Genomic DNA, 23,092 nt, shown 5'->3' on the forward strand with positions numbered 1-23,092 from the left:
GTCACAAAACCTGTCGCTTTTGCCAACTATACTCTTCGGACGGAAGGATAAAATGACAGGAGCGAATCAATGACATCACTGCAATCAAGCGAACTATTCCAGACTGGCTATTTAGCCGATGGTCAATGGCATCGCACCTCCACCACTTTTGACGTCACCAATCCCGCCACCGGCGAGGTGATCGCGCAGGTCGCTAAAGCGGGCAAAGCAGAAACCGAACAGGCGATTGCTGCCGCCGAACGGGCATTCCCCGGCTGGCGTGCCCGGACGGCCAAAGCGCGCGCTGAGATCCTTTATCGCTGGTATCAGCTGATGATTGAGAACAAACGCTGGCTGGGCCAGCTGATGACTGCCGAGCAGGGCAAGCCGCTGAAAGAGGCGGAAGGCGAAGTCGAGTATGCCGCCAGCTTTATCCAGTGGTTTGCTGAACAGGCAAAACGCGCCAACGGGGAAATTATCCCACCAGCCAAACCGGGTTCCCGTATCCTGGCAACGCGTGAACCGATTGGCGTCGTCGCCGCTATCACGCCGTGGAATTTCCCGATGGCGATGCTGACCCGCAAGCTGGGTCCGGCGCTGGCAGCGGGTTGTACCGGCATCATCAAACCGGCGAATAATACGCCGCTCTCGGCCTTCGCACTGCTGGCGCTGGCGAAACAGGCGGGCGTGCCGGATGGTGTGCTCAACGCGGTGGCAGGTGATACGCATGCCATCAGCGACGCCATCATGGCCAGTAAAGCCGTGCGTAAAATCTCGTTCACTGGTTCGACAGCGGTCGGCAAGCTGCTGATGCGCAATGCCGCAGAAACCATGAAAAAGGTTTCAATGGAGCTGGGAGGCAACGCGCCTTATATCGTGTTCGAGGATGCGGACATTGATGCGGCGGTGCAGGGCGCCATCGCTAACAAATTCCGAAATGCTGGCCAGGTCTGCGTCAGCGTTAACCGCTTCTACATTCATAACGCCATCTATGACCGTTTTACTCGCCAGCTGGCAGAGGAAGTGAACAAGCTGAAAGTCGGCAACGGCATGGACGAAGGGGTGATCGTCGGGCCGCTGATTGAAGCCTCTGCGCTGGAAAAAGTGGAGCAGCACGTGCAGGACGCGGTCGCCAAAGGCGGTAAACTGCTGGCAGGCGGTGAACGCCACGCGCTGGGCGGCAACTTCTGGCAACCAACGGTAATTACCGAGGCGCACGAAGAGATGCAGCTGGCGCAGGAAGAGACCTTTGGCCCGGTCGCCGCCTGCTTCCGTTTTGATGAAGAAGATGAGGTGATCCGCCGTGCCAACGACACGCCATTCGGTCTGGCGGCCTACTTCTACACCCAGAATTTGCAGCGGGTATTCCGCGTCTCTGCCGCGCTGGAAAGCGGCATGATCGGCATTAATGAATGTGCCGTATCGACCGAACTGGCGCCGTTTGGTGGCGTGAAAGAGTCTGGCCTGGGCCGCGAAGGTTCAGTGCTGGGCATGGAAGAGTATCTGGAGGTCAAAGCGCTGCACCTGGGCGGTTTGGGCTAGCGGATATGAACGGGCGGCGCGGGTCGCCCGCAGACGGAGGATGGGAGCCGTCAGCATGAAAACCGAGCGTTTTGATTTCAATGAGATCGTCGATCAGGCCCACTTCTTTCGCCAGTTCAGCGAGCGCTTTGCGCTGGAGGAGCGGCGGATCTGCGACCTGGATGGATTATGGGATGTGGTCACTGGCGAATCATTGCCGATGCCGCTGGAAATTGAGTTTGTGAACCTGGGGAAAGGGCAGCGACGACGTTATGGCGCGCTGATTCTGCTATTTGATGAAGCGGAAGAGGAGCTGGAAGGCCAGCTGCATTTTAACGTCAGATGAAAAAGGGCCCCGGCGAGCGGGGCCAAAGGGTTCGTCATAAATCTGACGAGGAATTACTTATACAGCTGAGCGGTGAAGTGATAGTTATCACCGGTGCGCGCTTCAATCACTTTATAAGCGCTGGCACCCTGTTCATCGGCTTTCTGAGACAGCTCAGCGCGATAATCCATGGGGGCACCCGCTGTACCGCTGATGGTTACGGTGCCCGCAGGCTGCAGATTCTGCGCTTGCTCGCCGGTTACCAGCTGCGCGGCAGATGCGCCGAACGCCATAACGGAAAGCAGGCTGACTGTAGCGATGGTTGTTTTGATTTTCATTTTTCGTCTCCTCAATACGTTCAACAACCTGCGGTGAAAAGAAGAAGCGGGTCGTCGACTCTTGTCTCTCATGCGCCTTTCACGGCGTCATAACGGTTAATTATTTATACAGCTCAGCGGTGACGTGATAGGTGTCGTCCTGGTTGTTTTCGATGATGCGATAGTGGCTGGCACCCTGAGCATCGGCTTTCTCAGACAGGACCTGACGGATATTGGTCTGATCGCCGTCCCGACCGCTGACGCTGATGGTCTGGTTCATCGGTTGCAGATTCTGGCTCTGTGCCTGCTGGTTTGAGACCAGGCTGGCTGCGCTGGCACCGACTGAGAACACGGAGGCCAGACTGAGTACGGCAATAGCAAATGTAGTTTTCATGATCAACTCTCCTGAAACTGTGTTGCCTCATCCCACCGAGGCGCATAACCGCGCGTCAAAAAGTGGGCTGCTGGCGATATTGGGTTGCGCTGGGCTTAGTTGTACAGACGGGCGGTAGCGTGATAGTTACCGTTGTTGTAAGCCTCAATCACGCGGTAGGCTTTTGCACCCTGCTGATCGGCTTTTTCGCTCAGCTGCTGATTAATTTCCATCGGTGAGCCCGCTACGCCGCTGACGCTAATGGTACCCGCCGGTTGCAGATCCTGCGCCTGCGCAGCGGTGACAGATTCTGCTGCTACAGCACCAAAAGAGAGGGCAGAGAGAATGCTCAGGGTTGCGATAGTAGTTTTTACGTTCATGTATTTTTCCTCGTCGTCAATTTTTATCTTTTTAGTTGGTGTGATTTGCATCACGAAAAGAAGTATAGAACTAATAACGGAAGAAATTAATACCCCGCTAATAATGTTTTTTTGTGATTCTTTATCCTTATGGCTACTTTTAATAACTCAACGTTATAAAAAACGGCGGAAAAATGACCTTTTCGCTGTTTTTTATTGCAAAAACAGGCAGATAAATCACTTTATCTTTTTGTGCGAAAATACGTGGTCGATCAGACTGGTCTTTGATTTAGATCTGGGTAATGTCGCCAGAGTGGTGATGTAAAGCAGTGTAAAATACCGCAAAAGGTTAAGCAGACCAAAAGGTATGACCAATATTCGCATTGGCGAAAGCAGGACAGAGTTCGGATTAACTGTTTGATCTACTGGAGAATAGGGCAGGGTAAGTGGCAGGGCGAGCAGAAAGGGCGGTTGAACGGTCGCGTGAGGCCCGATCAACCGCTCTGTTATCAGAGTTCCTGTTCAAACAGGTTAAGAATCGCCCCGTGCAGCTGCTTAACCGTAAAGTCGCGCGCGCGGGTGATAAAGATGGTGTCATCGCCAGCGATGGTGCCGAGGATGCCTTCCGATTTACCCAGTGAGTCGAGCAGGCGCGCAATCAGCTGCGCAGCGCCTGGGCTGGTATGAATCACCACTAGCGCATCATTGTAATCGATGTCGAGAACCAGGTTTTTTAACGGGCTGGTGGTGGTAGGCACGCCAAGCTCGGCGGGCAAGCAGTAAACCATCTCCATCTTGGCATTGCGGGTGCGTACCGCGCCAAACTTGGTCAGCATACGAGAAACCTTTGACTGGTTAATGTTCTCGAAGCCTTCATCCTGGAGCGCCTGAACGATTTCGCCCTGGGAACTGAATTTTTCTTCTTTTAATAAGGCTTTGAAAGCCTTGATCAGATCGTCTTGTTTCGATGGGTTTCGCATAGGTTACCAATAAATAGAGGGAATAACCGCACATCCGCCCGCGGCAGAGTGGTGATTATGCATTTAAATGCATTTTTATGCAATCGGTTGATTGATGAGCAGGGTTCGGGCGGCTAGCGGGCGGCGATAATAGCAAAGAAATCGTCTCAGACCAAAACCCCTGTCACAGCACCGAAAGGCGAAGGTTGCAAAGTTGTTATATTATTGGTGGTGTAGTAACAGAAAACGCACGTAGCCGTTCTCTGTCTGCCGACGGCAAAGTTGTCGGTCATTCAGGTATTAAGATGATATGTAACTTTTGAATCCGGAGATCACGTGTGAAAATACGTAGAATTAACAACGGATACGCGTCATCACCTGAGCTGTTGATTAAGGTCTGACACAGATGGAATTCCGGCTCTTCTCTGCCCCACCTTAATAAGGAGTTAAGAATGAAAGTTGCCGTACTCGGTGCCGCTGGCGGCATAGGCCAGGCGCTCGCACTTCTACTCAAAACCCAGCTTCCCGCAGGTTCAGAACTTTCACTGTATGACATCGCGCCGGTAACGCCGGGCGTTGCCGTCGATCTCAGCCATATTCCTACTGCGGTGGCTATCAAGGGATTTAGTGGAGAAGACGCCACGCCAGCATTGCAGGGTGCCGATGTGGTACTGATCTCCGCCGGTGTGGCACGTAAGCCCGGTATGGACCGCGCCGACCTGTTCAACGTTAACGCTGGCATTGTGCGCAACCTGATTGATCAGGTGGCGACCACCGCGCCAAAAGCGTTAATCGGCGTGATCACCAACCCGGTCAATACCACGGTGGCGATTGCGGCTGAAGTCCTGAAAAAACACGGCGTCTACGACAAAAATCGGCTGTTCGGTGTTACCACGCTGGATATCATTCGCGCCAATACTTTTGTCGCGGCGTTAAAAGGCAAGCAACCGGGTGAGATTGAGGTACCGGTTATCGGCGGCCATTCCGGCGTGACCATCCTGCCGCTGTTGTCGCAGGTGCCAGGCGTCAGCTTCAGCGAGCAGGAAGTGGCTGATCTCACTAAACGCATCCAGAATGCCGGGACCGAAGTGGTAGAGGCCAAAGCCGGTGGCGGTTCTGCTACGCTGTCGATGGGTCAGGCTGCGGCACGCTTCGGTTTATCGCTGGTGCGGGCGCTTAACGGCGAGGCCAACGTGGTGGAGTGTGCTTATGTTGAAGGGGACGGCGAATATGCGCGTTTCTTCTCACAGCCGCTGCTGTTGGGCAAAAATGGCATTGCCGAACGCAAATCGATTGGTAGCCTGAGCCCATTCGAGCAGCAGGCGCTGAACGGTATGCTGGAGACGCTGAAGAAAGATATTGAGCAGGGCGAAACGTTCGTGAAGCAGTAATCACCGCGTAAACCCAACAACGCCCGGCTAAGCCGGGCGTTGTCGTTTACAGGCCGCCCGATTTATAGGCGCGTGCGGCCGGTGCCCCATTGCTGGCCGGCAGCTTCTTGCCCAGTGTTTCCATCCGCATCTGGAATGGCGGGAACGGCATCTCAATGCCGTGCTGCTCAAATCCGCTCAGAATCAGCTGATGCAGTTCGTGACGCAGCGGCATGCGATGTCCCATCTCTGCTGCATGCACGCGCAGTTCAAACAGCTGGATCCCCTGCTGTAAATCGACCAGAAACGCCTCAGGCGGCGGCGTATCCAGTACATAGCTGCAGCGTTCAGCAGCCTGTTTCAGGATGGTGGTCACCTGTTCACTGCTCACCTTCGCTGGCGCAGGAATGGTCAGCACCACGCGCGTCACCGAATCTGACAGCGACCAGTTAACGAACTGCTCGGTGATAAAGGCCTTATTCGGCACGATGATCTCTTTGCGGTCCCAGTCGGTAATGGTCGTAGCGCGCGTATTGATGCGGGTAATGCTGCCGGTCAGCTCGCGAATGGTGACGGTATCGCCGATGCGAATCGGTTTCTCAAACAGGATGATCAGACCCGAGATAAAGTTGGCGAAAATTTCCTGCAAACCAAAACCCAGTCCGACACCCAGCGCGGCCACCAGCCATTGCAACTTCGACCACTCAATGCCGATCAGCGAGAAGCCAATCAGCCCGCCAATCAGCAACAGCAGATATTTGGTCAGCGTGGTGATGGCGTAGCCGGTACCGGGCGTCAGGTTAAGGTGCTGCAGCAGTGCCAGCTCCAGCAGCGCCGGCATATTACGCACCAGCTGAGTAGTGATAATAAACACCAGAATCGCGATCAGCACCGACCCCAGCGTGATCGGCTGAATAGACTCCACGCCCTGCACCGAGGTGCTGACATCCCACAGCTGAATATTCTCCAGAAAGCCGAACGCGGAGTGAATCTCCGACCACAGTACGATCACCGACACCAGCGCAATCAGCGTCAGGATTGAGCGCACCAGCCGCAGTGACTGGGCACTGATGGCATCCAGATCGATTACCGGCTCTTCGATTTCAATCGCGTCGGTATTTTGTGCGCCTTGCTCTTTCTCTTCTTCGCTGCGCGCACGGTTAGCCAGCATGTCAGCACGACGCTGACGGGCGCGGTCAAAGCCGAGACGACGACGCTGAATCAACATCCAGCGGCGGATGATGTGATAGATCACCAGCAGCAGGAACCAGATGGCTACCGAGGTTTCCAGCCTTGCCAGCAAAGCCTGTGCCGTCGCCAGGTAACCGATCGCCGAGGCGAGGGCTGCCATCAGCGGCATGGCGATCATCAGGTTCCACAACATGCGGTTGACCATGTTGTCGCCGTTGCCCTCTTTATCCAGATAGAGCGGAATACCGGCGCGTTTCAGGCTGACGGTGACGATGCTGATCGCGCCGCAGATCAGAATGAAGCAGAGACGTCCCAGTGACGAGGAGAACTGGCGATCTTCCAGATTGCTGAAGGCGATTAACAGCATGATCAGCGGCACAATCAGCCCGATACTCAGGGAGTAATAGCGCATGGCGCGCGCCACGCGATTCTGCGGCCAGCGGAAATGAACGATAAACAGACCGTTGGGGCGGGCAAAGGCGGCGCTGATCATAAAGGCCCACAGCAGGGGCAGCGTAGCGGTAATCCCGTCGCCAATGGCGACCGCAATCGGGTAGGGCCAGGCGTTCTGCAAACCATAACCCAGCGTCCCCCACAACACCGGCAGCGGCAGCGCCACCAGAATCGACCAGAAAACAGTACGGATGGTCAGCCGGAAGCGATCCTGCGTCACTTTGCCGACTTTGCTGGCGGAGCGTTCAAGGAAGGCATTGAAGTGACGCCGTGAGCTGATGCTAAAGCCGACCAGCAGCAGGGCGCCAATGATCGGCAGCACGGTGCTGCGGCTGGTAAACATCATTGCCATCGCTTTGCCGAGCTGGCCCAGCGTATCCAGCGACAGCAGGCGTGACAGATCCTTAGCCAGATCGAGCGGGTAACTCAGGCCGATCGGGCTGACGTCGGCGGTCCAGAACAGATAACGGTGGGTGGCATCTTTCACTTCGGTCAGCGCATCCTGCAGCTGTGTATTGCCGACCTTCAGCTTGGTGATCTCCAGGATCAAGGTATCGCAACCGGAGATCAGCGAGTTAAGCAGTTCGCGCTGGGTACGAAGCTGGGCATCAAGGATGCGCTTCTGCTCGCTGGTATAGGGCTGGCCATCGGCCTGGTGACCCTTACGAAGCGCCTCCTGGCGCTCCAGCAGATCTTCATAGGAGAGACGCTGAACCCGTAACTGGGCCATCTCATTATCAATCTGCTGAGACTTTGGCATTTCCGGCAGGCGCGCCACCTGGGCGCGCAACGCTTCGCCCAGCAGATTGGACGCACCCAGCCACTGGGACTGCTCGCGCAGGGTAGAGAGCGCCTGACGCACCTGAATAATTTGATTGGTGGCCAGCCGCTGCTGCGACGCCACCAGATCCATCCGCTGCGCCTGCTGATTCAGGGCGACGGAGAGATCGCGGTTAATGCGGAATTGATCGCTGATTGCCGGTGGCAAATCACCACTGTTTTCGGCCAGCTGTTCGGTACGCGCCAGCGCCAGTTCGGCTTCACGCTGACGTTGATCGTTGAGCTGATTGCGCAGTGCCTGCAGATAGTTATCCAGCTGGGCAGCCTTACGCTGGTGCACTTCGGCCCGCATCCGCGCCAGTTCCTGACGATTGTTGGCGGAGAGTTGCGCCAGTTCCAGCTCATCGACGCGCGCTTTATTGGCGGCATTTTCCGCCTGACGCGCCGCCAGTTGTAGCTGGCCCTGCGGCGAAGTGCTGTTGCTGGCACCCTGCAAACGACGCTCACTCTCGGTCATAGCGCGGCGTGCTTCGGTCTGCTGCTGCGGCAACTGCGACAGTGAGTCACTGATCTCCCGCGCCCGATCCTGCTCCTGCTGCGCCTGGCGACCCTCTTCCAGCAGCTGGCTGCTGACCTGCAGAATCTCCTGATCCAGTTCGGCGCTGCTCATGTTGCTGCGCACGGTTTTCGCGCTGTCGCCGATCGTGGCGATCTGCTGGCGTAACTCGCGTGCCAGACGCGGAAAATCGTCAATAACCTGCTGGTATTGCGCGGCGCGCTCCAGCGAGTCATCACGTTCAGAGAGGAAGTTTAACGCTGCTTCAATCGACTGGATTTGTTCCGCCTGGGCCGGTGAGCTTTTGGCAGCTTTAGTCTCTTCCAGTTGCTGTTTAAGCTGGCTGGCGTCAGGCAGGCTGGCCGCAAGGGCCGGGCTGCTGAGCCACAGGCTCAGCAGCAGGAGGAGAATCGAACGCACAGGAGATACTCAACTTAGTCGACGATAACGTCGGAAACGTCTGTTGCTACCGGCAGGGCAATCGCCAGCGGTTGACCCAGACGGGTTTTGCTCTCAGCTTCGAGGCTTTCAGCCAGTTTAACCCGGCCAGGTGCGAACAGGTTGATAACGGTTGAGCCCAGCTTAAAGCGGCCCATTTCCTGGCCTTTCAGCAGCACCACCGCCCCTTCATCATCGGCCGCCGGATAATGCCAGCGCTTAATTACCCCTTCACGCGGCGGCGTAATGGTACCGGCCCACACCGTCTCGATGCTGCCGACAATGGTGGCACCGACCAGAATCTGCACCATCGGTCCGATATCGGTTTCGAAATAGCAGATAACGCGCTCGTTACGGGCAAACAGGTTAGGAATATTGCGCGCGGTCAGCGGATTAACCGAGTAGAGATCGCCAGGTACGTAAATCATCTCACGCAGGATGCCGTTGCACGGCATATGCACCCGGTGATAGTCGCGCGGTGCCAGATAGGTGGTCACGAACTCGCCGTCGACAAAGCGGGCGGCCATCTGCTCATTACCGGCCAGCAGGGCTTCAAGCGTGTAGTGATGACCTTTCGCCTGGAAAATCTGGTCGCCATCAATGTGGCCGAGCTGGCTGATTGCGCCATCAGCGGGCAGGGCGATCAGGTTGGCGTCAGCATCTACCGGACGCGCATCGTCTTTTAACGGACGGACGAAGAAGTCGTTAAAGGTGCGATAGCTGGCGGTGTCAGGCTTGCGCGCTTCCGCCATGTCGACTTTGTAAAACCAGACAAAGATGTCAATGACCAGTTTGGTCAACCAACCACCGCGGCGACTGGCGCCCCAACCGGCGAGTTCAGTCAGCCATTTCTTCGGGAGAATATGATTCAAGCCGAGTTTCAAACGATCAAACACCTTAGCCTCCTGGCTATTTTCATGACGTTGATAAAAAAGGGAGCGGATTGTAGCAGCGCCCCGGTCAGATGGCGACTATAGCCGATTTATGGCGCGCGGCGAATCATCGGCCGCAGGCCGATCCGCGCGTGGCACTGTGGCCCGGCGACCCTTTGCTGTAGGTCGCGCCGCGCGGCGGATGAAACTCTGAGGTCAGGACGCGGTTATACCGGTTAACTATCGCCGTCAGGGAAATTTTTACGCGTTTTTACCTGCGCCATGCTTTCCAGAATGCGGTGGTAGTTATCAAAACGGGAAACGTTGATTTTACCTTGCTCTACCGCTTCACGGATCGCACAGCCGGGATCGCTGCCATGCTTACAGTCACGGAATTTGCAATCGCCGAGGTAGGCCCGAAATTCGACAAATCCACGGGTGATTTGTTCCGGTTCAAGGTGCCATAAACCGAACTCACGTACCCCTGGCGAATCGATCACATCGCCGCCGTGCGGGAAGTGGTACAAGCGCGAGGCGGTGGTGGTGTGCTGGCCCAGTCCGGAGCCATCCGACACTTCATTGGTCAGAATGGCGACCTGCTCCTCTTTATCGAGGCCGAGCAGAGCATTCAGCAGGCTGGATTTGCCGACGCCAGACTGGCCGGCGAAGATGCTGACGCGGTCAGTTAACGCCGCTTCCAGCTCATCAAGGCCGTTTTTCGCCCGGCTGGAAACCATCACCACCCGATAACCAATCTCGCGATAAATATCCATCTGCTGATCAACAAAAGCGCGCGCCTTATCATCCAGCAGATCGGTTTTGTTCAGCACCAGCAGCGGTTCGATATCCAGCGTTTCGCTGGCGACCAGATAGCGGTCGATGATGTTAAGCGACAGTTCCGGCAGGATCGCCGACACGATAATGATCTGATCGATATTGGCGGCGATCGGTTTCACGCCGTCATAAAAATCGGGACGGGTTAACACGCTGGTGCGTTCATGTACCGCCTCGACAATGCCTTTACCGCCGCTCAGCGCCGGACGCCACATCACGCGGTCGCCGGTTACCAGCGAGCGGATCGTGCGGCGAATATTGCAGCGGTGGGCGACGCCTGCGCTGTCCTCGACATCGGCGTGCATGCCAAAACGGCTGACAACGACCCCATCTGCAGTTTCACCAAACAGATTATCATCCGCATCCGGACGCTCTCTGCGTTGGTTGAGACGGCGATCGTGGTTAGCGCTTACGCGACGTTGTTGGCCCTTCGACAGTTTATTTTTGCTCACTCACCCTCACAGCGTTAGCCAGATTTCGCCCGGCTGGGCAAAACGTCTATGATACACCTTATTCATCCTGAATGACGACTACAGCAACCGCAGGAAACAGCATGGCTACTGGAAATGAACAGAATCTGATCTGGATTGATCTTGAGATGACCGGACTGGATCCGGAGCGCGATCGTATTATTGAGATTGCCACCCTGGTAACGGACGCCAGTTTAAACATCCTGGCGGAAGGCCCGGTGATGGCGGTGCACCAGTCCGATGCGCAACTGGCGCTGATGGATGACTGGAATGTTCGCACCCATACCAACAGCGGATTGGTGGAGCGGGTGAAGGCGAGCCAGATTGACGATCGGGCGGCGGAGCAGGCGACCATTGCCTTCCTGCAGCAGTGGGTACCGGCCAACACCTCGCCGATTTGCGGTAATAGCATTGGTCAGGATCGGCGTTTCCTGTTCAAATACATGCCTGAGCTGGAAGCCTACTTCCACTATCGCTATCTGGACGTCAGCACGCTGAAAGAGCTGGCGCGCCGCTGGAAGCCCGATATCCTGCCCGGCTTTAAAAAGAGCGGTTCGCACCAGGCGCTGGATGACATCCGCGAGTCAGTGGCGGAGCTGGCTTACTACCGTGAGCACTTCTTGCAGCTTTAATCGACAACGGGTGCGCAGGAAATCGACAGATTGCTGCTTTAATCGGCAATCGCGCTGAAAGCGCAAAATTTTGCTTTCAGAGGCTTGCAGCAGCAACGATTTCTCGTATAATGCGCACCCCGTACCGGTGAAGAATTTATTAACGGTACAAGGCGCGGGAATAGCTCAGTTGGTAGAGCACGACCTTGCCAAGGTCGGGGTCGCGAGTTCGAGTCTCGTTTCCCGCTCCAGATTTAATTAGCAGTACTCTCTTTGCGGGAATAGCTCAGTTGGTAGAGCACGACCTTGCCAAGGTCGGGGTCGCGAGTTCGAGTCTCGTTTCCCGCTCCAGATTTTTTAGCAGTGCCCTTCTATGCGGGAATAGCTCAGTTGGTAGAGCACGACCTTGCCAAGGTCGGGGTCGCGAGTTCGAGTCTCGTTTCCCGCTCCAGTTTTACGTCAGACCCTATTAAGTAATTATCAGGTTATTAATTGTTGCAGGCCCGGATAGTTTCCAGAAGGTTATCCACAGCGCTGCATGCCCTCATCTACGCCTTATTCCCCGATCTGTAAAATGCTTTTGAACAGAGTTATCCACAGCTTTATCTGTTAACCGAAGCGATAGACTCATTATTAAATAAACACAACTTTTCGGTAAATAGTTGATAATTAACAATATGAAAATATTTCAGATTGTTATTTACCTGCGTTATCAGCCTTATGGCAGTTGAATGACAACGGCTTTTTATTTTTATTCACAGCATGTGGAAAACGCGATTCTGCCGGCTGGCTGTACACTCATGCATCACGCGGTAATCCCTTCTCGACTGCACGAACCAGGCGCTTTTGCTGGGCGGGCTGCACGTCGATAACCACCTGCTGACGCTTATCCTGCTGCCGGGCGATGGCCCACCGGATATGTTCATCCAGCAAATCACTCTCACCCAGCCGCTGCTCCAGCACCGGAATAATCTCCGGTGACCAGGGCGCATTACCCAGCGCCACGGCGATATTGCGCAGCCAGCGTAAATGACCAATGCGGCGAATCGCCGATCCCTCCGTAATACGCAGAAACTTTGCTTCATCCCATTGAAACAGATCGATCAGTTCGGGCGCATGCAGGGCGGCGCGCGGCGAAAAGTCACTTTCATCGCTGAGCTGCCCGTAACGATTCCACGGACAGATCAGCTGACAATCGTCACAGCCATAAATCCGGTTGCCCATCAGCGGACGAAATTCTTCCGGAATGGCCCCTTCGAGTTCGATAGTGAGGTAGGAGATGCAGCGCCGCGCATCGACCACATAGGGTTCAACGATGGCGTTGGTCGGGCAGATAGTCAGACAGGCGACGCAGCGTCCACACTGCTCCGGCTGAGGCGTATCCACCGGCAGCGGCAGATCGATCAGCAGCTCGCCGAGGAAAAACCATGAACCCGCCTCGCGATTGAGAATCAAAGAGTGTTTACCGGTCCAGCCCAGTCCGGCTTTGGCCGCCAGCGGGCGCTCAAGCAGCGGGGCGGAGTCAACAAACGGCCGGAAATTAAGCTCACCGCAATGCTGCTGGATCATTTCTCCGAGCTTTTTCAGTCGATTGCGCAATACTTTGTGGTAATCACGACCAAGTGCATAACGGCTGACATAGCCCAGCCGGGGATTTTTCAGCGTACTGGCAAAAGCCGCTTTGGCCGGCAGGTAGTTCATGCGAACGCTGATGACGCGCAGCGTACCGGGTAGCAGTTCATGCGGACGCGCCCGCATCATACCGTGGCGCGCCATCCACTCCATCTCGCCATGATATTGCTTGTCCAGCCACGCCTGAAGACGCGGCTCTTCCGCACTCAGATCGGTATCGGTGATGCCGACCTGCTGAAAGCCGAGATCCAATCCCCACTGTTTAATCTGTTGTGCGAGTTGATGAAGATCGAGAGGGTATGACATGAGTGACCAGGGTTCGAAGAAAAACAGCCGCAGTTTACCATATTCTGTCTGGCCTGCGCAGGCTGTGGCGCAGCTGGAGCGTGAAGGCGCTGATGCGCTCGGCATCACCTTATATGAACTGATGCTGCGCGCCGGACAGGCAGCCTATGAACATCTTAACGCCTGCTGGCCTGACGCCCGACACTGGCTAATCCTGTGTGGTCATGGCAATAACGGCGGTGATGGCTACGTGGTGGCCCGTCTGGGGCAGGCGGCGGGCCGGCAGGTCACGCTGCTGGCCTGTGACGGTGAGAAACCGCTGCCCGAGGAGGCGCAACGTGCCCGCGACGCCTGGCTGGATGCGGGCGGCGAAATTCATGCCGCCGATGCCGCCTGGCCAGATCAGGTCGGGGTCATCGTCGATGCGCTGCTGGGAACCGGCATTAATCGCGCGCCGGGCGAACCTTACCGCACCCTGATTCAGCAGGCGAATGCCCATGCTGCGCCGATCCTTGCTATCGACATGCCTTCCGGCTTAGTCGCCAGCACCGGCAGTGCGCCCGGCGAGGTGATACAGGCCACGCACACCCTGAGCGTGGTGGCGCTTAAGCCGGGCCAGATTACCGGCAAAGCGCGGGACTTTATCGGCGAGTTGTTCTATGCCGATCTCGGCCTGCAGGCTTTTCTGGCGGCGGAAACCGCTCCGATGGCGCGCTATGATGCCAGCGCGCTTGCACAGTGGCTCAGACCGCGTAAGCCGACCTCGCATAAAGGCGATCATGGTCGCCTGCTGGTGGTGGGCGGTGATGCCGGTACCGCCGGCGCGGTTCGGATGACGGCAGAAGCAGCGCTACGCAGCGGCAGCGGGTTAGTGCGAGTACTTACTCACAAGGATAATATTATCCCGATCCTGACGGCGCGGCCGGAAATCATGGTCGATGAACTAACCGATGAACAGCTCAGCGCGGCCCTGGAATGGGCGGATGTGATTGCGATTGGACCGGGCCTTGGGCAGCGGGATTGGGGCAAGCGGGCGCTGGAACGGGTCGCGGAATGCGAAAAGCCGATGCTTTGGGATGCGGATGCACTTAACCTGCTGGCAATCAGTGCAGAGAAACGTCAGAATCGCATCATTACGCCGCATCCTGGCGAAGCGGCGCGCTTGCTCAACATCAAGACCAGTGAAGTTGAGAGTGACCGCTTACATGCAGCGCAGAGCTTAGCCCAGCGCTACGGCGGCGTGGTGGTACTGAAAGGTGCCGGAACCCTGATCGCCAGCGAGCAGGGTGAAATGGCGTTTGCCGATGTAGGCAATGCCGGTATGGCCTCCGGCGGCATGGGCGATCTCCTGAGTGGGATTATCGCTTCGCTGGTGGGCCAGAAACTGGCGCTGTTTGATGCTGCCTGTGCCGGCTGCGTCGCGCACGGCGCCGCAGCCGATGCGGTGGCGGCACAACGTGGCACGCGCGGTATGCTGGCAACTGATTTACTTGAGCTGCTGTGGCAATTTGTTAATCCTGAGATGAATCAAGAAGCATGAAGACCTGTGTTATTTCTTTGCCCGATGAGGCGGCTACGCTCGGTTTGGGCGCTCAACTGGCGCGTGCCTGTGGCAACGCGGCGGTCATTTATCTCTATGGCGATCTGGGGGCGGGTAAAACCACCTTCAGCCGCGGCTTTCTGCAGGCGCTGGGACATCAGGGCAACGTAAAAAGCCCAACCTACACGCTGGTCGAGCCTTACACCCTGGGTGAGCGCTCACTTTATCATTTTGATCTCTATCGGCTGGCCGACCCGGAAGAGCTGGAATTTATGGGCATCCGCGACTATTTCAGCGGTGACGCCATCTGTCTGGTTGAATGGCCACAGCAGGGCGAAGGGTTTCTGCCGCCGCCCGATCTCTCCTTAACGCTGCGCTACGTCGATGATGCGCGTGAAGCGGAGCTGGCGGCCCATACGCCGCTGGCAGAGCAGTGGATTGCGTCACTCGCACAACACAGGGACCCGGCATGAAGTCACGGATGAAATTAGCCTTAGTGACCCTGCTGTTGCTGGTCTGCGCGCCGCTGTTTGCGGCCACCCTGTCTGATATCAAAGTCGCCAACGGCGATAGCCAGGCCACGGTGACCCTGAGCTTTGCCGGGCAGCCAGTGTATGGTTTCTTCCCGCTACGCAACCCGGACCGGGTGGTGCTGGACGTGCGCCAGAGCGGAGTGGTGCAGGGACTGCCGCTGAACTTCAGCGGAGAAAACATTGTAAAGCGCATCCGGACCAGCACGCCGAAAGACAAACAGAGCGTACGGCTGGTGTTTGAGCTGACGCAGCCGGGCAAAACCCGGGCGGTGACGCAGCGTAACGGCAGCAGCTACAGCGTGGTGTTTACCATTACCGGCTCACGGCCGGCCGTAACCCGCCCGACGCCGACGCCCGATCCTGCGCCGGTCCGCGCCCCGGTTCAGAGCGCAGCCGCCGCGAACCCGTTTAACGCCAATCCAGTCACCGCCGTCACCAGCACAGCCAGCACGGTACGTCCGGGCAGCGCGGTCAGCCGCAACGACACGGTGATCGTGGCGATTGATGCCGGACACGGCGGTCAGGACCCCGGCGCTATCGGACAGCGCGGGCTGAAAGAGAAGAATGTCACCATCGCTATCGCCCGTAAGCTGCGGGTGTTACTGAATAACGATCCGATGTTCAAAGGCGTACTGACCCGTGATGGCGACTATTTTATTTCGGTGATGGGCCGTTCTGACGTGGCGCGTAAAGCGAATGCCAACGTGCTGGTCTCAATTCACGCCGATGCCGCGCCAAGCCATGCGGCGACCGGTGCGTCGGTCTGGGTGCTGTCGAACCGTCGCGCCAACAGTGAAATGGCTAACTGGCTGGAGCAGAAAGAGAAACAGTCTGAACTGCTGGGCGGCGCAGGCGATCTGCTGGCGAACAGTCAGGCGGACCCTTATCTCAGCCAGGCGGTGCTCGACCTGCAGTTTGGTCATTCACAGCGTGTCGGTTATGACATTGCCCAGCGCGTGTTGCAGCAATTACGCGGCGTCACTTCGCTGCATAAACGCTTACCAGAACATGCCAGCCTTGGCGTGCTGCGTTCGCCGGATATTCCTTCGCTGTTAGTGGAAACCGGTTTTATCAGTAATTCCTCGGAGGAGCGACTGCTTGGCAGTAGCGCACACCAGGATAAGATTGCGCAGTCGATCTATAAAGGTCTGCGCACTTATTTCCTGGCGCACCCGCTGCAATCCATCCCAAAGGAGGAAAACCGGCCGCTGGGCTCGTCGCCAGCGGTTAGCGTCGCCAGCAACCCGGCGACCGGCGTGACGCAATATACCGGTGCCACTCAGCGCCACACGGTGACGCGCGGCGAGACGCTGTCTGGCATCGCCGCGAAGTATGGCGTCAGCATGGCCACCCTGCGTGAGATGAATACGCTGAAGCGCGATGTGGTATGGGTTGGGCAACGCCTTAAAGTCCCTGCCAGCGCTGCCGTCAGCCGGACCACGCGAGCCACCACGCGCGGTGTGGTCCGTCATAAAGTGGTACGTGGCGACTCGCTGACCGGCATTGCCGCCCACTACGGCGTCAGCCCGAAGGCGATAATGCAGACCAATAATCTGAAGTCGACCAACGTAATGTTGGGGCAGAACCTGAAAATTCCTGCATCCTGAATGTTTGCCCGGCCACTGCGCCGGGCTATCAGCTAAAAGGATATCCACCATGCCGATACAAATTTTACCGCCGCAACTGGCGAACCAGATCGCGGCGGGTGAAGTGGTCGAGCGTCCTGCATCGGTTGTGAAAGAGCTGGTGGAAAACAGCCTTGATGCTGGCGCAACGCGCATTGATATTGAGATTGAAAAGGGCGGCGCGAAGCTGATACGCATCCGTGACAACGGATGCGGCATCGTAAAAAGCGAACTGGCGATGGCACTGGCCCGCCATGCCACCAGCAAGATTGCCTCACTGGATGACCTGGAGGCGATCATGAGCCTCGGTTTCCGGGGCGAAGCGCTGGCCAGTATCAGCTCGGTCTCTCGCCTGACTCTGACCTCACGTACCGCCGATCAAACTGAAGCCTGGCAGGCCTATGCCGAAGGGCGAGATATGGCCGTGACGGTCAAACCTGCTGCGCATCCGTGCGGCACCACGCTGGAAGTGCTGGATCTGTTTTACAACACCCCGGCACGCCGCAAATTCATGCGCACTGAAAAAACCGAGTTTGGTCACATCGACGAAGTGATTCGCCGCATCGCGCTGGCCCGCTTTGACGTGGCGATTTCACTCAGTCACAACGGCAAAATGATGCGTCAGTATCGGGCGGTGAGTGAAGAGAGCCAGCGCGAACGACGGCTGGCAGCCATCTGTGGCGTGACCTTTATGCAGCATGCGTTACGCATCGACTGGCAGCACGACGATCTGTCACTGCGCGGCTGGGTAGCCGATCCGACCGGTTCGCGTCAGGTCAGCGACCTGCAGTATTGCTACGTAAACGGCCGCATGATGCGCGACAAGCTGATCAATCACGCGATCCGCCAGGCTTTCCAGACCCAGCTGCAGGAGGACCAGCAGCCCGCCTATGTGCTCTATCTGGAAATCGATCCGCACCAGGTGGATGTCAACGTTCATCCGGCAAAACATGAGGTGCGGTTTCATCAGTCGCGGCTGGTGCATGATTTTATCTATCAGGGCGTGATGAGCGTGTTACAGGCGAGCGCGGCCCCGGTATTGCCGACGCTGCAGGCGGAAGAGCCCGCGCCGCGCTGGCAACCCGAGAATCGTCAGGCGGCCGGGGGGAACCATTTTTCACAGCCCGCCGCGCGTCGCATCGAGTCAGCGCCGGCAGCACCGACGCCGGGACCAGCGCCAGCCTGGCAGAACAAAGAGAGCGGTTATCGTCAGCGGGAAGGCGCGGTGTATCAGCAGTTGCTAAAAACGCCTGCCACGGGCGCGCCACCAGCGAAGCCGGCTGAACCGGCACCGCGAGCCGTCGTCCAGGCGTCACCGCTGGCGGCGCATGCCCAGAGTTTTGGCCGGGTACTGACGGTGCTGCATCACCACTATGCGTTGCTGGAGCAGGACCAGAGACTGCTGCTGCTGTCTCTGCCGATGGCGGCGCGCTGGTTAAAACAGGCGCAGCTTCAGCCCGGCGAAACCGGCTTAAAACCGCAGCCGTTATTGATCCCGGTGCGGCTTAAAATTGCCCAGACCGAGCGGCAGGCTGCACAGAAAAACAGCAGTCTGCTCAATCAGATGGGAATAGAACTGCAGCTGGAGGGCGACCACGTGACTCTGCGCGCGGTTCCTTTACCGTTACGAACACAAAATTTACAAATCTTGATTCCTGAACTGTTAGGCTATCTCGCCCGGCAGCAAGATAACTCTGCGACGCAACTGGCCCAGTGGCTGGCGCGGCGTCAGGATGCAGAGTCATCTGACTGGAATCACTCACAGGCGATTAACCTGCTGGCTGAGCTGGAACGGCTCTGTCCACAGTTATTAAAATCGCCGCCTTCAGGTCTGATACAGGCCATAGAGATTGAGAGCGCGATTGACGCGTTGAAGCATGAGTGAACTAAACCAGGCTGGCCGGCCAAAGGCTATATTTTTGATGGGACCCACGGCGTCTGGCAAGACGGCGTTAGCGATTGAGCTGCGTAAGCATTTGCCAGTGGAACTAATCAGCGTAGATTCTGCCTTAATCTATCGTCAGATGGATATTGGCACGGCGAAACCGTCGGCTGAGGAGTTAGTAGTGGCGCCCCATCGGTTGCTGGACATACGCGATCCCGCGGAAGCCTATTCGGCGGCCGAGTTTCGACGCGATGCGTTAGCAGAAATGGCGGATATCGTTCAGGCCGGACGAATTCCGTTGCTTGTTGGTGGAACCATGCTCTACTTCAAGGCGTTACTTGAAGGATTGTCGCCGTTGCCCTCGGCCGATCCCGAGGTTCGTCAGCGGATAGAGCAAACGGCGCGTGAAAAAGGCTGGGAAGCTTTACACCGCCAGCTGTGTGAAATCGACCCGGTTGCCGGCAGTCGTATTCATCCGAATGATCCGCAGAGACTTTCGCGAGCACTGGAAGTTTTTTTCATTTCGGGTAAAACTTTAACGGAACTGACAAAAACGTCCGGTGAAGCGTTACCCTACGATGTGTACCAGTTTGCCATCGCCCCTGCGAGCCGCGAGCTGTTACACCAGCGCATCGCGTTGCGTTTTGAGCAGATGTTGGCGTCAGGATTTGAAGCGGAGTCTCGGGCCCTGTTTGCACGAGGTGATTTGCATACGGACATGCCTTCCATTCGTTGTGTTGGTTATCGCCAGATGTGGTCTTATTTATCGGGCGAAATCGATTATGACGAGATGGTTTATCGGGGAATTTGCGCAACCCGGCAACTTGCTAAGCGTCAGATTACCTGGTTACGCGGCTGGGAAAACGTTCACTGGTTAGACAGTGACGAGCCCCAACTGGCACGTGACAGGGTGCTACAGGTTCTTAGTGCGAAGCATGGGTGATTGTGTACAATTGACGGGTTATCGTGCGCAAATTTTTACGCAGTTTTTTCAGAACCATAGGTTCTACAAGCAACAAACAACAAGCATATAAGGAAAAGATAGAATGGCTAAGGGGCAATCATTACAAGACCCGTTTTTGAACGCACTGCGTCGTGAACGTGTTCCGGTTTCGATTTATTTGGTTAACGGTATCAAGCTGCAGGGTCAGATTGAGTCATTTGATCAGTTTGTAATTTTGCTGAAAAACACGGTAAGTCAGATGGTTTATAAACACGCCATTTCTACCGTTGTTCCTTCGCGCCCGGTTTCTCACCATAGCAATAATACCGGTGGCGGCAGCAACAATTACCATCATGGCGGCAGCAACACATCTGCGCAGCCACAGCCACAACAAGACGGTGATAACGCAGAATAACGCGTCGCCGTACAGCCAGGACCGGAGAGCATGAATGGTTTTCCGTCCTGGTCTTTTATTTTAGCGAGGTTATAGCTTGTTTGACCGTTATGATGCCGGTGAGCAGGCCGTACTGGTACACATCTGGTTCTCCCAAGACAAAGAAGTAGAAGATCTTCAGGAATTTGAAACCCTGGTTTCTTCTGCTGGCGTTGACGCGCTGCAAGTGATCACTGGCAGCCGCAAAGCGCCACATCCCAAGTATTTTGTCGGTGAAGGAAAGGCCGTTGAAATTGCCGATGCGGTAAAAACAACAGGAGCATCGGTCGTCTTATTCGATCATGCCCTTACGCCCGCTCAGGAAAGAAATCTCGAGCGCCTGTGCGAATGCCGGGTGATTGATCGTACCGGCTTAATTCTCGATATCTTCGCGCAACGCGCACGCACCCACGAAGGTAAATTGCAGGTTGAGCTGGCACAGCTACGCCATCTTGCCACGCGTCTGGTACGCGGCTGGACGCACCTTGAACGTCAGAAAGGCGGGATCGGCTTACGCGGTCCGGGTGAAACGCAGTTAGAAACTGACCGTCGCTTATTACGCGGCCGTATCAGCCAGATTTTATCCCGTCTGGAACGGGTAGAGAAACAGCGTGAGCAGGGACGTCAGGCACGCGCCAAGGCCGATGTGCCAACCGTGTCGCTGGTGGGCTATACCAACGCCGGTAAATCGACGCTGTTTAACGCCGTGACCTCAGCCAACGTCTTTGCTGCCGATCAGCTGTTTGCGACCCTTGATCCGACGCTGCGCCGCCTGAATGTCGCCGATGTCGGTGAAGTGGTGCTGGCGGATACGGTCGGCTTTATCCGCCATCTTCCTCACGATTTGGTTGCTGCCTTTAAAGCGACCCTTCAGGAGACGCGTCAGGCGACGTTGCTGCTGCATGTGATTGACGGTGCTGACGTTCGCGTCACAGAAAATATTGAAGCCGTTGATACCGTACTGGAAGAGATCGACGCTGACGAAATTCCCACCTTACTGGTCATGAATAAGATCGATATGCTCGATGGCTTTGAACCACGCATCGATCGTAACGAAGAAAACCTGCCGATTCGCGTCTGGCTGTCTGCCCAGACCGGTGCCGGTATTCCGTTATTATGGCAGGCGCTGTCTGAGCGGCTGTCGGGTGAAATTGCCCAATACGAATTACGTCTGCCACCCGAAGCGGGGCGCTTGCGCAGCCGTTTCTACCAGTTGCAGGCGATTGAGAAAGAGTGGAATCAGGAAGACGGCAGTGTAGGATTGCAGATTCGTATGCCAATCATTGAATGGTTGCGCTTATGCAAACAGGAACCGTCGCTGACCAGTTATATTGTTTGATATTGCCCAAACGCATTTACCTTAAAAATTGAAGATTGTCGCACTTTCGTTGCAGACCCGAATACGCAGGCGTTACCCGAGTATTTCGGATTTCAGCAAGGCGGCAACTGAGTGAATCCCCGGGAGCTTACGCAGGTAAGTGACCGGAGTGAGCGAAGGCAGCCAACACCGCTGCAATCCGAAAGATGAAGGGTAAAAACCGCAAATACAATAAATGGAGTAGAGACATGGCGTGGAATCAGCCCGGAAATAACGGACAGGACCGCGACCCGTGGGGAAGCAGCAATAATCAAGGCGGCAACTCTGGGGGGAATAAAGGAGGACGGGAATCCGGGCCTCCTGATCTGGATGATATCTTCCGTAAGCTGAGCAAGAAGCTTGGTGGTCTGGGCGGTGGCAAACAGAACGACAACGGTCAGCGCGGCTCCGGCAGCGGCGGCAAAATTGTTGGCATCGTAGCGGTTGCAGCTGTCGTGATCTGGGCAGCAAGCGGTTTCTACACCATCAAAGAAGCGGAACGTGGCGTGGTAACGCGCTTCGGTAAGTTCAGTCATCTGGTTGAGCCAGGTCTGAACTGGAAACCGACCTTTATCGATCAGGTGCGTGCCGTTAACGTTGAAGCGGTACGTGAACTGGCCGCGTCAGGCGTGATGCTGACTTCGGATGAGAACGTGGTGCGGGTTGAGATGAACGTCCAGTACCGGGTTACCGATCCGGAACGTTATCTTTATGCCGTTACCAGCGCGGATGACAGTCTGCGTCAGGCCACCGACAGCGCACTGCGCGGCGTCATTGGCCGTTCCACCATGGACCGTATCCTGACCGAAGGTCGTACTGTGGTCCGTAGCGATACCCAGCGTGAAATCGACGAAACGATTCGCCCTTACAATATGGGCATCGCGGTGCTGGACGTAAACTTCCAGGCGGCTCGTCCACCGGAAGAGGTGAAGTCTGCGTTTGATGATGCGATTGCCGCACGTGAAAACCGCGAGCAGTATGTCCGCGAAGCGGAAGCCTACGCCAACGAAGTTCAGCCACGAGCTAACGGTCAGGCGCAGCGTATTCTGGAAGAAGCCCGTGCGTATAAAGAGCGGACGGTGCTGGAAGCGCAGGGTGAAGTGGCGCGGTTTGCCAAAATCCTGCCTGAGTACAAAGCGGCACCAGAAATCACCAAAGAGCGTCTCTATATCGAAACGATGGAACGCGTGCTCAGCCATACCCGTAAAGTACTGGTTAACGATCGGGGTAATAACCTGATGGTGCTGCCGCTCGATCAACTGATGCGTGGCGGTCAGGCGTCAACCGGCCACAACGGTCAGAAAGGGGGCAGTGCCGCATCGCAGCCTGCGCTCTCCGATCGCAGCGCCAGCCGCAGTGACACGTCGTCATACAGTCCGGACAGCATCATGGATCAGCGTCGGGCTAACGCTCTGCGCAACGACAGCCAGCGCGAAGGGAGAGAGTAATCG

Annotated in this window: 20 protein-coding genes and 3 tRNA genes; 15 read left to right on the forward strand and 8 right to left on the reverse strand. The window is 56.4% G+C overall.

All coding sequences use genetic code 11. The features are described from left to right. Positions 1–69 precede the first annotated feature (69 nt). Together ACLIBF_RS02490 and ACLIBF_RS02495 are read left to right on the forward strand one after the other, a co-directional pair. On the forward strand, positions 70–1,521 hold the full coding sequence (locus ACLIBF_RS02490) for an NAD-dependent succinate-semialdehyde dehydrogenase (RefSeq protein ID WP_046289275.1): 1,452 nt from the start codon (positions 70–72) through the stop codon (positions 1,519–1,521). Between the two features lie 55 nt (positions 1,522–1,576). Beyond that, a complete protein-coding gene (locus ACLIBF_RS02495; protein WP_031375115.1) occupies positions 1,577–1,846 on the forward strand; it encodes a barstar family protein in 270 nt (89 codons plus the stop codon). A 53-nt stretch (positions 1,847–1,899) separates the two neighbouring features. Here the strand turns inward: ACLIBF_RS02495 and yhcN (ACLIBF_RS02500) are convergent, their stop codons facing one another. The 4 genes from yhcN (ACLIBF_RS02500) to argR form a co-directional block, all read right to left on the reverse strand. Next, positions 1,900–2,163: a peroxide/acid stress response protein YhcN gene (yhcN, locus tag ACLIBF_RS02500; RefSeq protein WP_031375114.1), complete on the reverse strand. Its 264-nt coding sequence runs from the start codon at positions 2,161–2,163 to the stop codon at positions 1,900–1,902. A gap of 100 nt (positions 2,164–2,263) precedes the next feature. After that, positions 2,264–2,536: a YdgH/BhsA/McbA-like domain containing protein gene (locus ACLIBF_RS02505; protein WP_031375113.1), complete on the reverse strand. Its 273-nt coding sequence runs from the start codon at positions 2,534–2,536 to the stop codon at positions 2,264–2,266. Positions 2,537–2,631: 95 nt separating this feature from the next. Beyond that, positions 2,632–2,895: a peroxide/acid stress response protein YhcN gene (gene yhcN / locus ACLIBF_RS02510; protein ID WP_031375112.1), complete on the reverse strand. Its 264-nt coding sequence runs from the start codon at positions 2,893–2,895 to the stop codon at positions 2,632–2,634. Between the two features lie 488 nt (positions 2,896–3,383). Continuing rightward, on the reverse strand, positions 3,384–3,854 hold the full coding sequence (gene argR / locus ACLIBF_RS02515) for a transcriptional regulator ArgR (protein ID WP_031375110.1): 471 nt from the start codon (positions 3,852–3,854) through the stop codon (positions 3,384–3,386). 431 nt (positions 3,855–4,285) lie between these two features. Between argR and mdh the strand changes: the two genes are divergently transcribed. Further along, the gene (gene mdh / locus ACLIBF_RS02520) at positions 4,286–5,224 is read left to right on the forward strand and encodes a malate dehydrogenase (protein WP_069729029.1); all 939 of its coding nucleotides are present in this window, start codon (positions 4,286–4,288) and stop codon (positions 5,222–5,224) included. A gap of 46 nt (positions 5,225–5,270) precedes the next feature. On the opposite strand, the gene mscM is transcribed toward mdh, so the two are convergent. The 3 genes from mscM to rsgA form a co-directional block, all read right to left on the reverse strand. Continuing rightward, on the reverse strand, positions 5,271–8,603 hold the full coding sequence (gene mscM / locus ACLIBF_RS02525; protein ID WP_279810021.1) for a miniconductance mechanosensitive channel MscM: 3,333 nt from the start codon (positions 8,601–8,603) through the stop codon (positions 5,271–5,273). 14 nt (positions 8,604–8,617) lie between these two features. Further along, entirely contained in the window at positions 8,618–9,517 is a 900-nt protein-coding gene (asd, locus tag ACLIBF_RS02530) for an archaetidylserine decarboxylase (RefSeq protein WP_031375108.1), read from the reverse strand. Positions 9,518–9,729: 212 nt separating this feature from the next. After that, on the reverse strand, positions 9,730–10,779 hold the full coding sequence (rsgA, locus tag ACLIBF_RS02535; RefSeq protein ID WP_069729031.1) for a small ribosomal subunit biogenesis GTPase RsgA: 1,050 nt from the start codon (positions 10,777–10,779) through the stop codon (positions 9,730–9,732). Between the two features lie 101 nt (positions 10,780–10,880). Here rsgA and orn point away from each other — a divergent pair, with 101 nt between their 5' ends. The 4 genes from orn (at position 10,881) to ACLIBF_RS02555 (ending at position 11,859) form a co-directional block, all read left to right on the forward strand. Next, positions 10,881–11,429 carry an oligoribonuclease gene (gene orn / locus ACLIBF_RS02540; RefSeq protein ID WP_031375106.1) on the forward strand — a complete coding sequence of 183 codons (549 nt, stop codon included), beginning with the start codon at positions 10,881–10,883 and terminating at the stop codon, positions 11,427–11,429. 154 nt (positions 11,430–11,583) lie between these two features. Then, positions 11,584–11,659: transfer RNA gene (locus ACLIBF_RS02545), tRNA-Gly, on the forward strand. 24 nt (positions 11,660–11,683) lie between these two features. Then, positions 11,684–11,759: transfer RNA gene (locus ACLIBF_RS02550), tRNA-Gly, on the forward strand. 24 nt (positions 11,760–11,783) lie between these two features. Beyond that, positions 11,784–11,859, forward strand: a tRNA-Gly gene (locus tag ACLIBF_RS02555). 347 nt (positions 11,860–12,206) lie between these two features. Here the strand turns inward: ACLIBF_RS02555 and queG are convergent. Further along, positions 12,207–13,346, reverse strand: coding sequence for a tRNA epoxyqueuosine(34) reductase QueG (queG, locus tag ACLIBF_RS02560; RefSeq protein WP_279810022.1), 1,140 nt, complete (start codon positions 13,344–13,346; stop codon positions 12,207–12,209). On the opposite strand from queG, the gene nnr reads away from it, so the two are divergent. The 8 genes from nnr to hflK all read left to right on the forward strand — a co-directional run bounded on the left by nnr (position 13,345) and on the right by hflK (position 23,089). Then, on the forward strand, positions 13,345–14,865 hold the full coding sequence (gene nnr / locus ACLIBF_RS02565) for a bifunctional ADP-dependent NAD(P)H-hydrate dehydratase/NAD(P)H-hydrate epimerase (RefSeq protein WP_279810023.1): 1,521 nt from the start codon (positions 13,345–13,347) through the stop codon (positions 14,863–14,865). The genes queG and nnr overlap by 2 nt on opposite strands. Further along, a complete protein-coding gene (tsaE, locus tag ACLIBF_RS02570) occupies positions 14,862–15,338 on the forward strand; it encodes a tRNA (adenosine(37)-N6)-threonylcarbamoyltransferase complex ATPase subunit type 1 TsaE (RefSeq protein ID WP_031377856.1) in 477 nt (158 codons plus the stop codon). The genes nnr and tsaE overlap by 4 nt, the downstream gene beginning before the upstream one ends. Continuing rightward, positions 15,335–17,005, forward strand: a complete 1,671-nt coding sequence (gene amiB, locus ACLIBF_RS02575) for an N-acetylmuramoyl-L-alanine amidase AmiB (protein ID WP_069729033.1) — start codon at positions 15,335–15,337, stop codon at positions 17,003–17,005. The genes tsaE and amiB overlap by 4 nt, the downstream gene beginning before the upstream one ends. Before the next feature lie 49 nt (positions 17,006–17,054). After that, on the forward strand, positions 17,055–18,908 hold the full coding sequence (gene mutL, locus ACLIBF_RS02580) for a DNA mismatch repair endonuclease MutL (protein ID WP_448309267.1): 1,854 nt from the start codon (positions 17,055–17,057) through the stop codon (positions 18,906–18,908). Then, positions 18,901–19,851, forward strand: a complete 951-nt coding sequence (gene miaA, locus ACLIBF_RS02585; RefSeq protein WP_279810025.1) for a tRNA (adenosine(37)-N6)-dimethylallyltransferase MiaA — start codon at positions 18,901–18,903, stop codon at positions 19,849–19,851. Before mutL ends, miaA begins: the two co-directional genes overlap by 8 nt. 103 nt (positions 19,852–19,954) lie before the next feature. Beyond that, on the forward strand, positions 19,955–20,266 hold the full coding sequence (gene hfq / locus ACLIBF_RS02590) for an RNA chaperone Hfq (protein WP_009087468.1): 312 nt from the start codon (positions 19,955–19,957) through the stop codon (positions 20,264–20,266). A gap of 76 nt (positions 20,267–20,342) precedes the next feature. After that, on the forward strand, positions 20,343–21,623 hold the full coding sequence (gene hflX / locus ACLIBF_RS02595) for a ribosome rescue GTPase HflX (protein ID WP_031376420.1): 1,281 nt from the start codon (positions 20,343–20,345) through the stop codon (positions 21,621–21,623). A 227-nt stretch (positions 21,624–21,850) separates the two neighbouring features. Then, complete coding sequence (gene hflK, locus ACLIBF_RS02600) at positions 21,851–23,089, forward strand: FtsH protease activity modulator HflK (protein ID WP_046289272.1); 1,239 nt, start codon at positions 21,851–21,853, stop codon at positions 23,087–23,089. Positions 23,090–23,092: the final 3 nt, after the last annotated feature.

This window comes from Pantoea sp. PGP6, assembly GCF_053474785.1.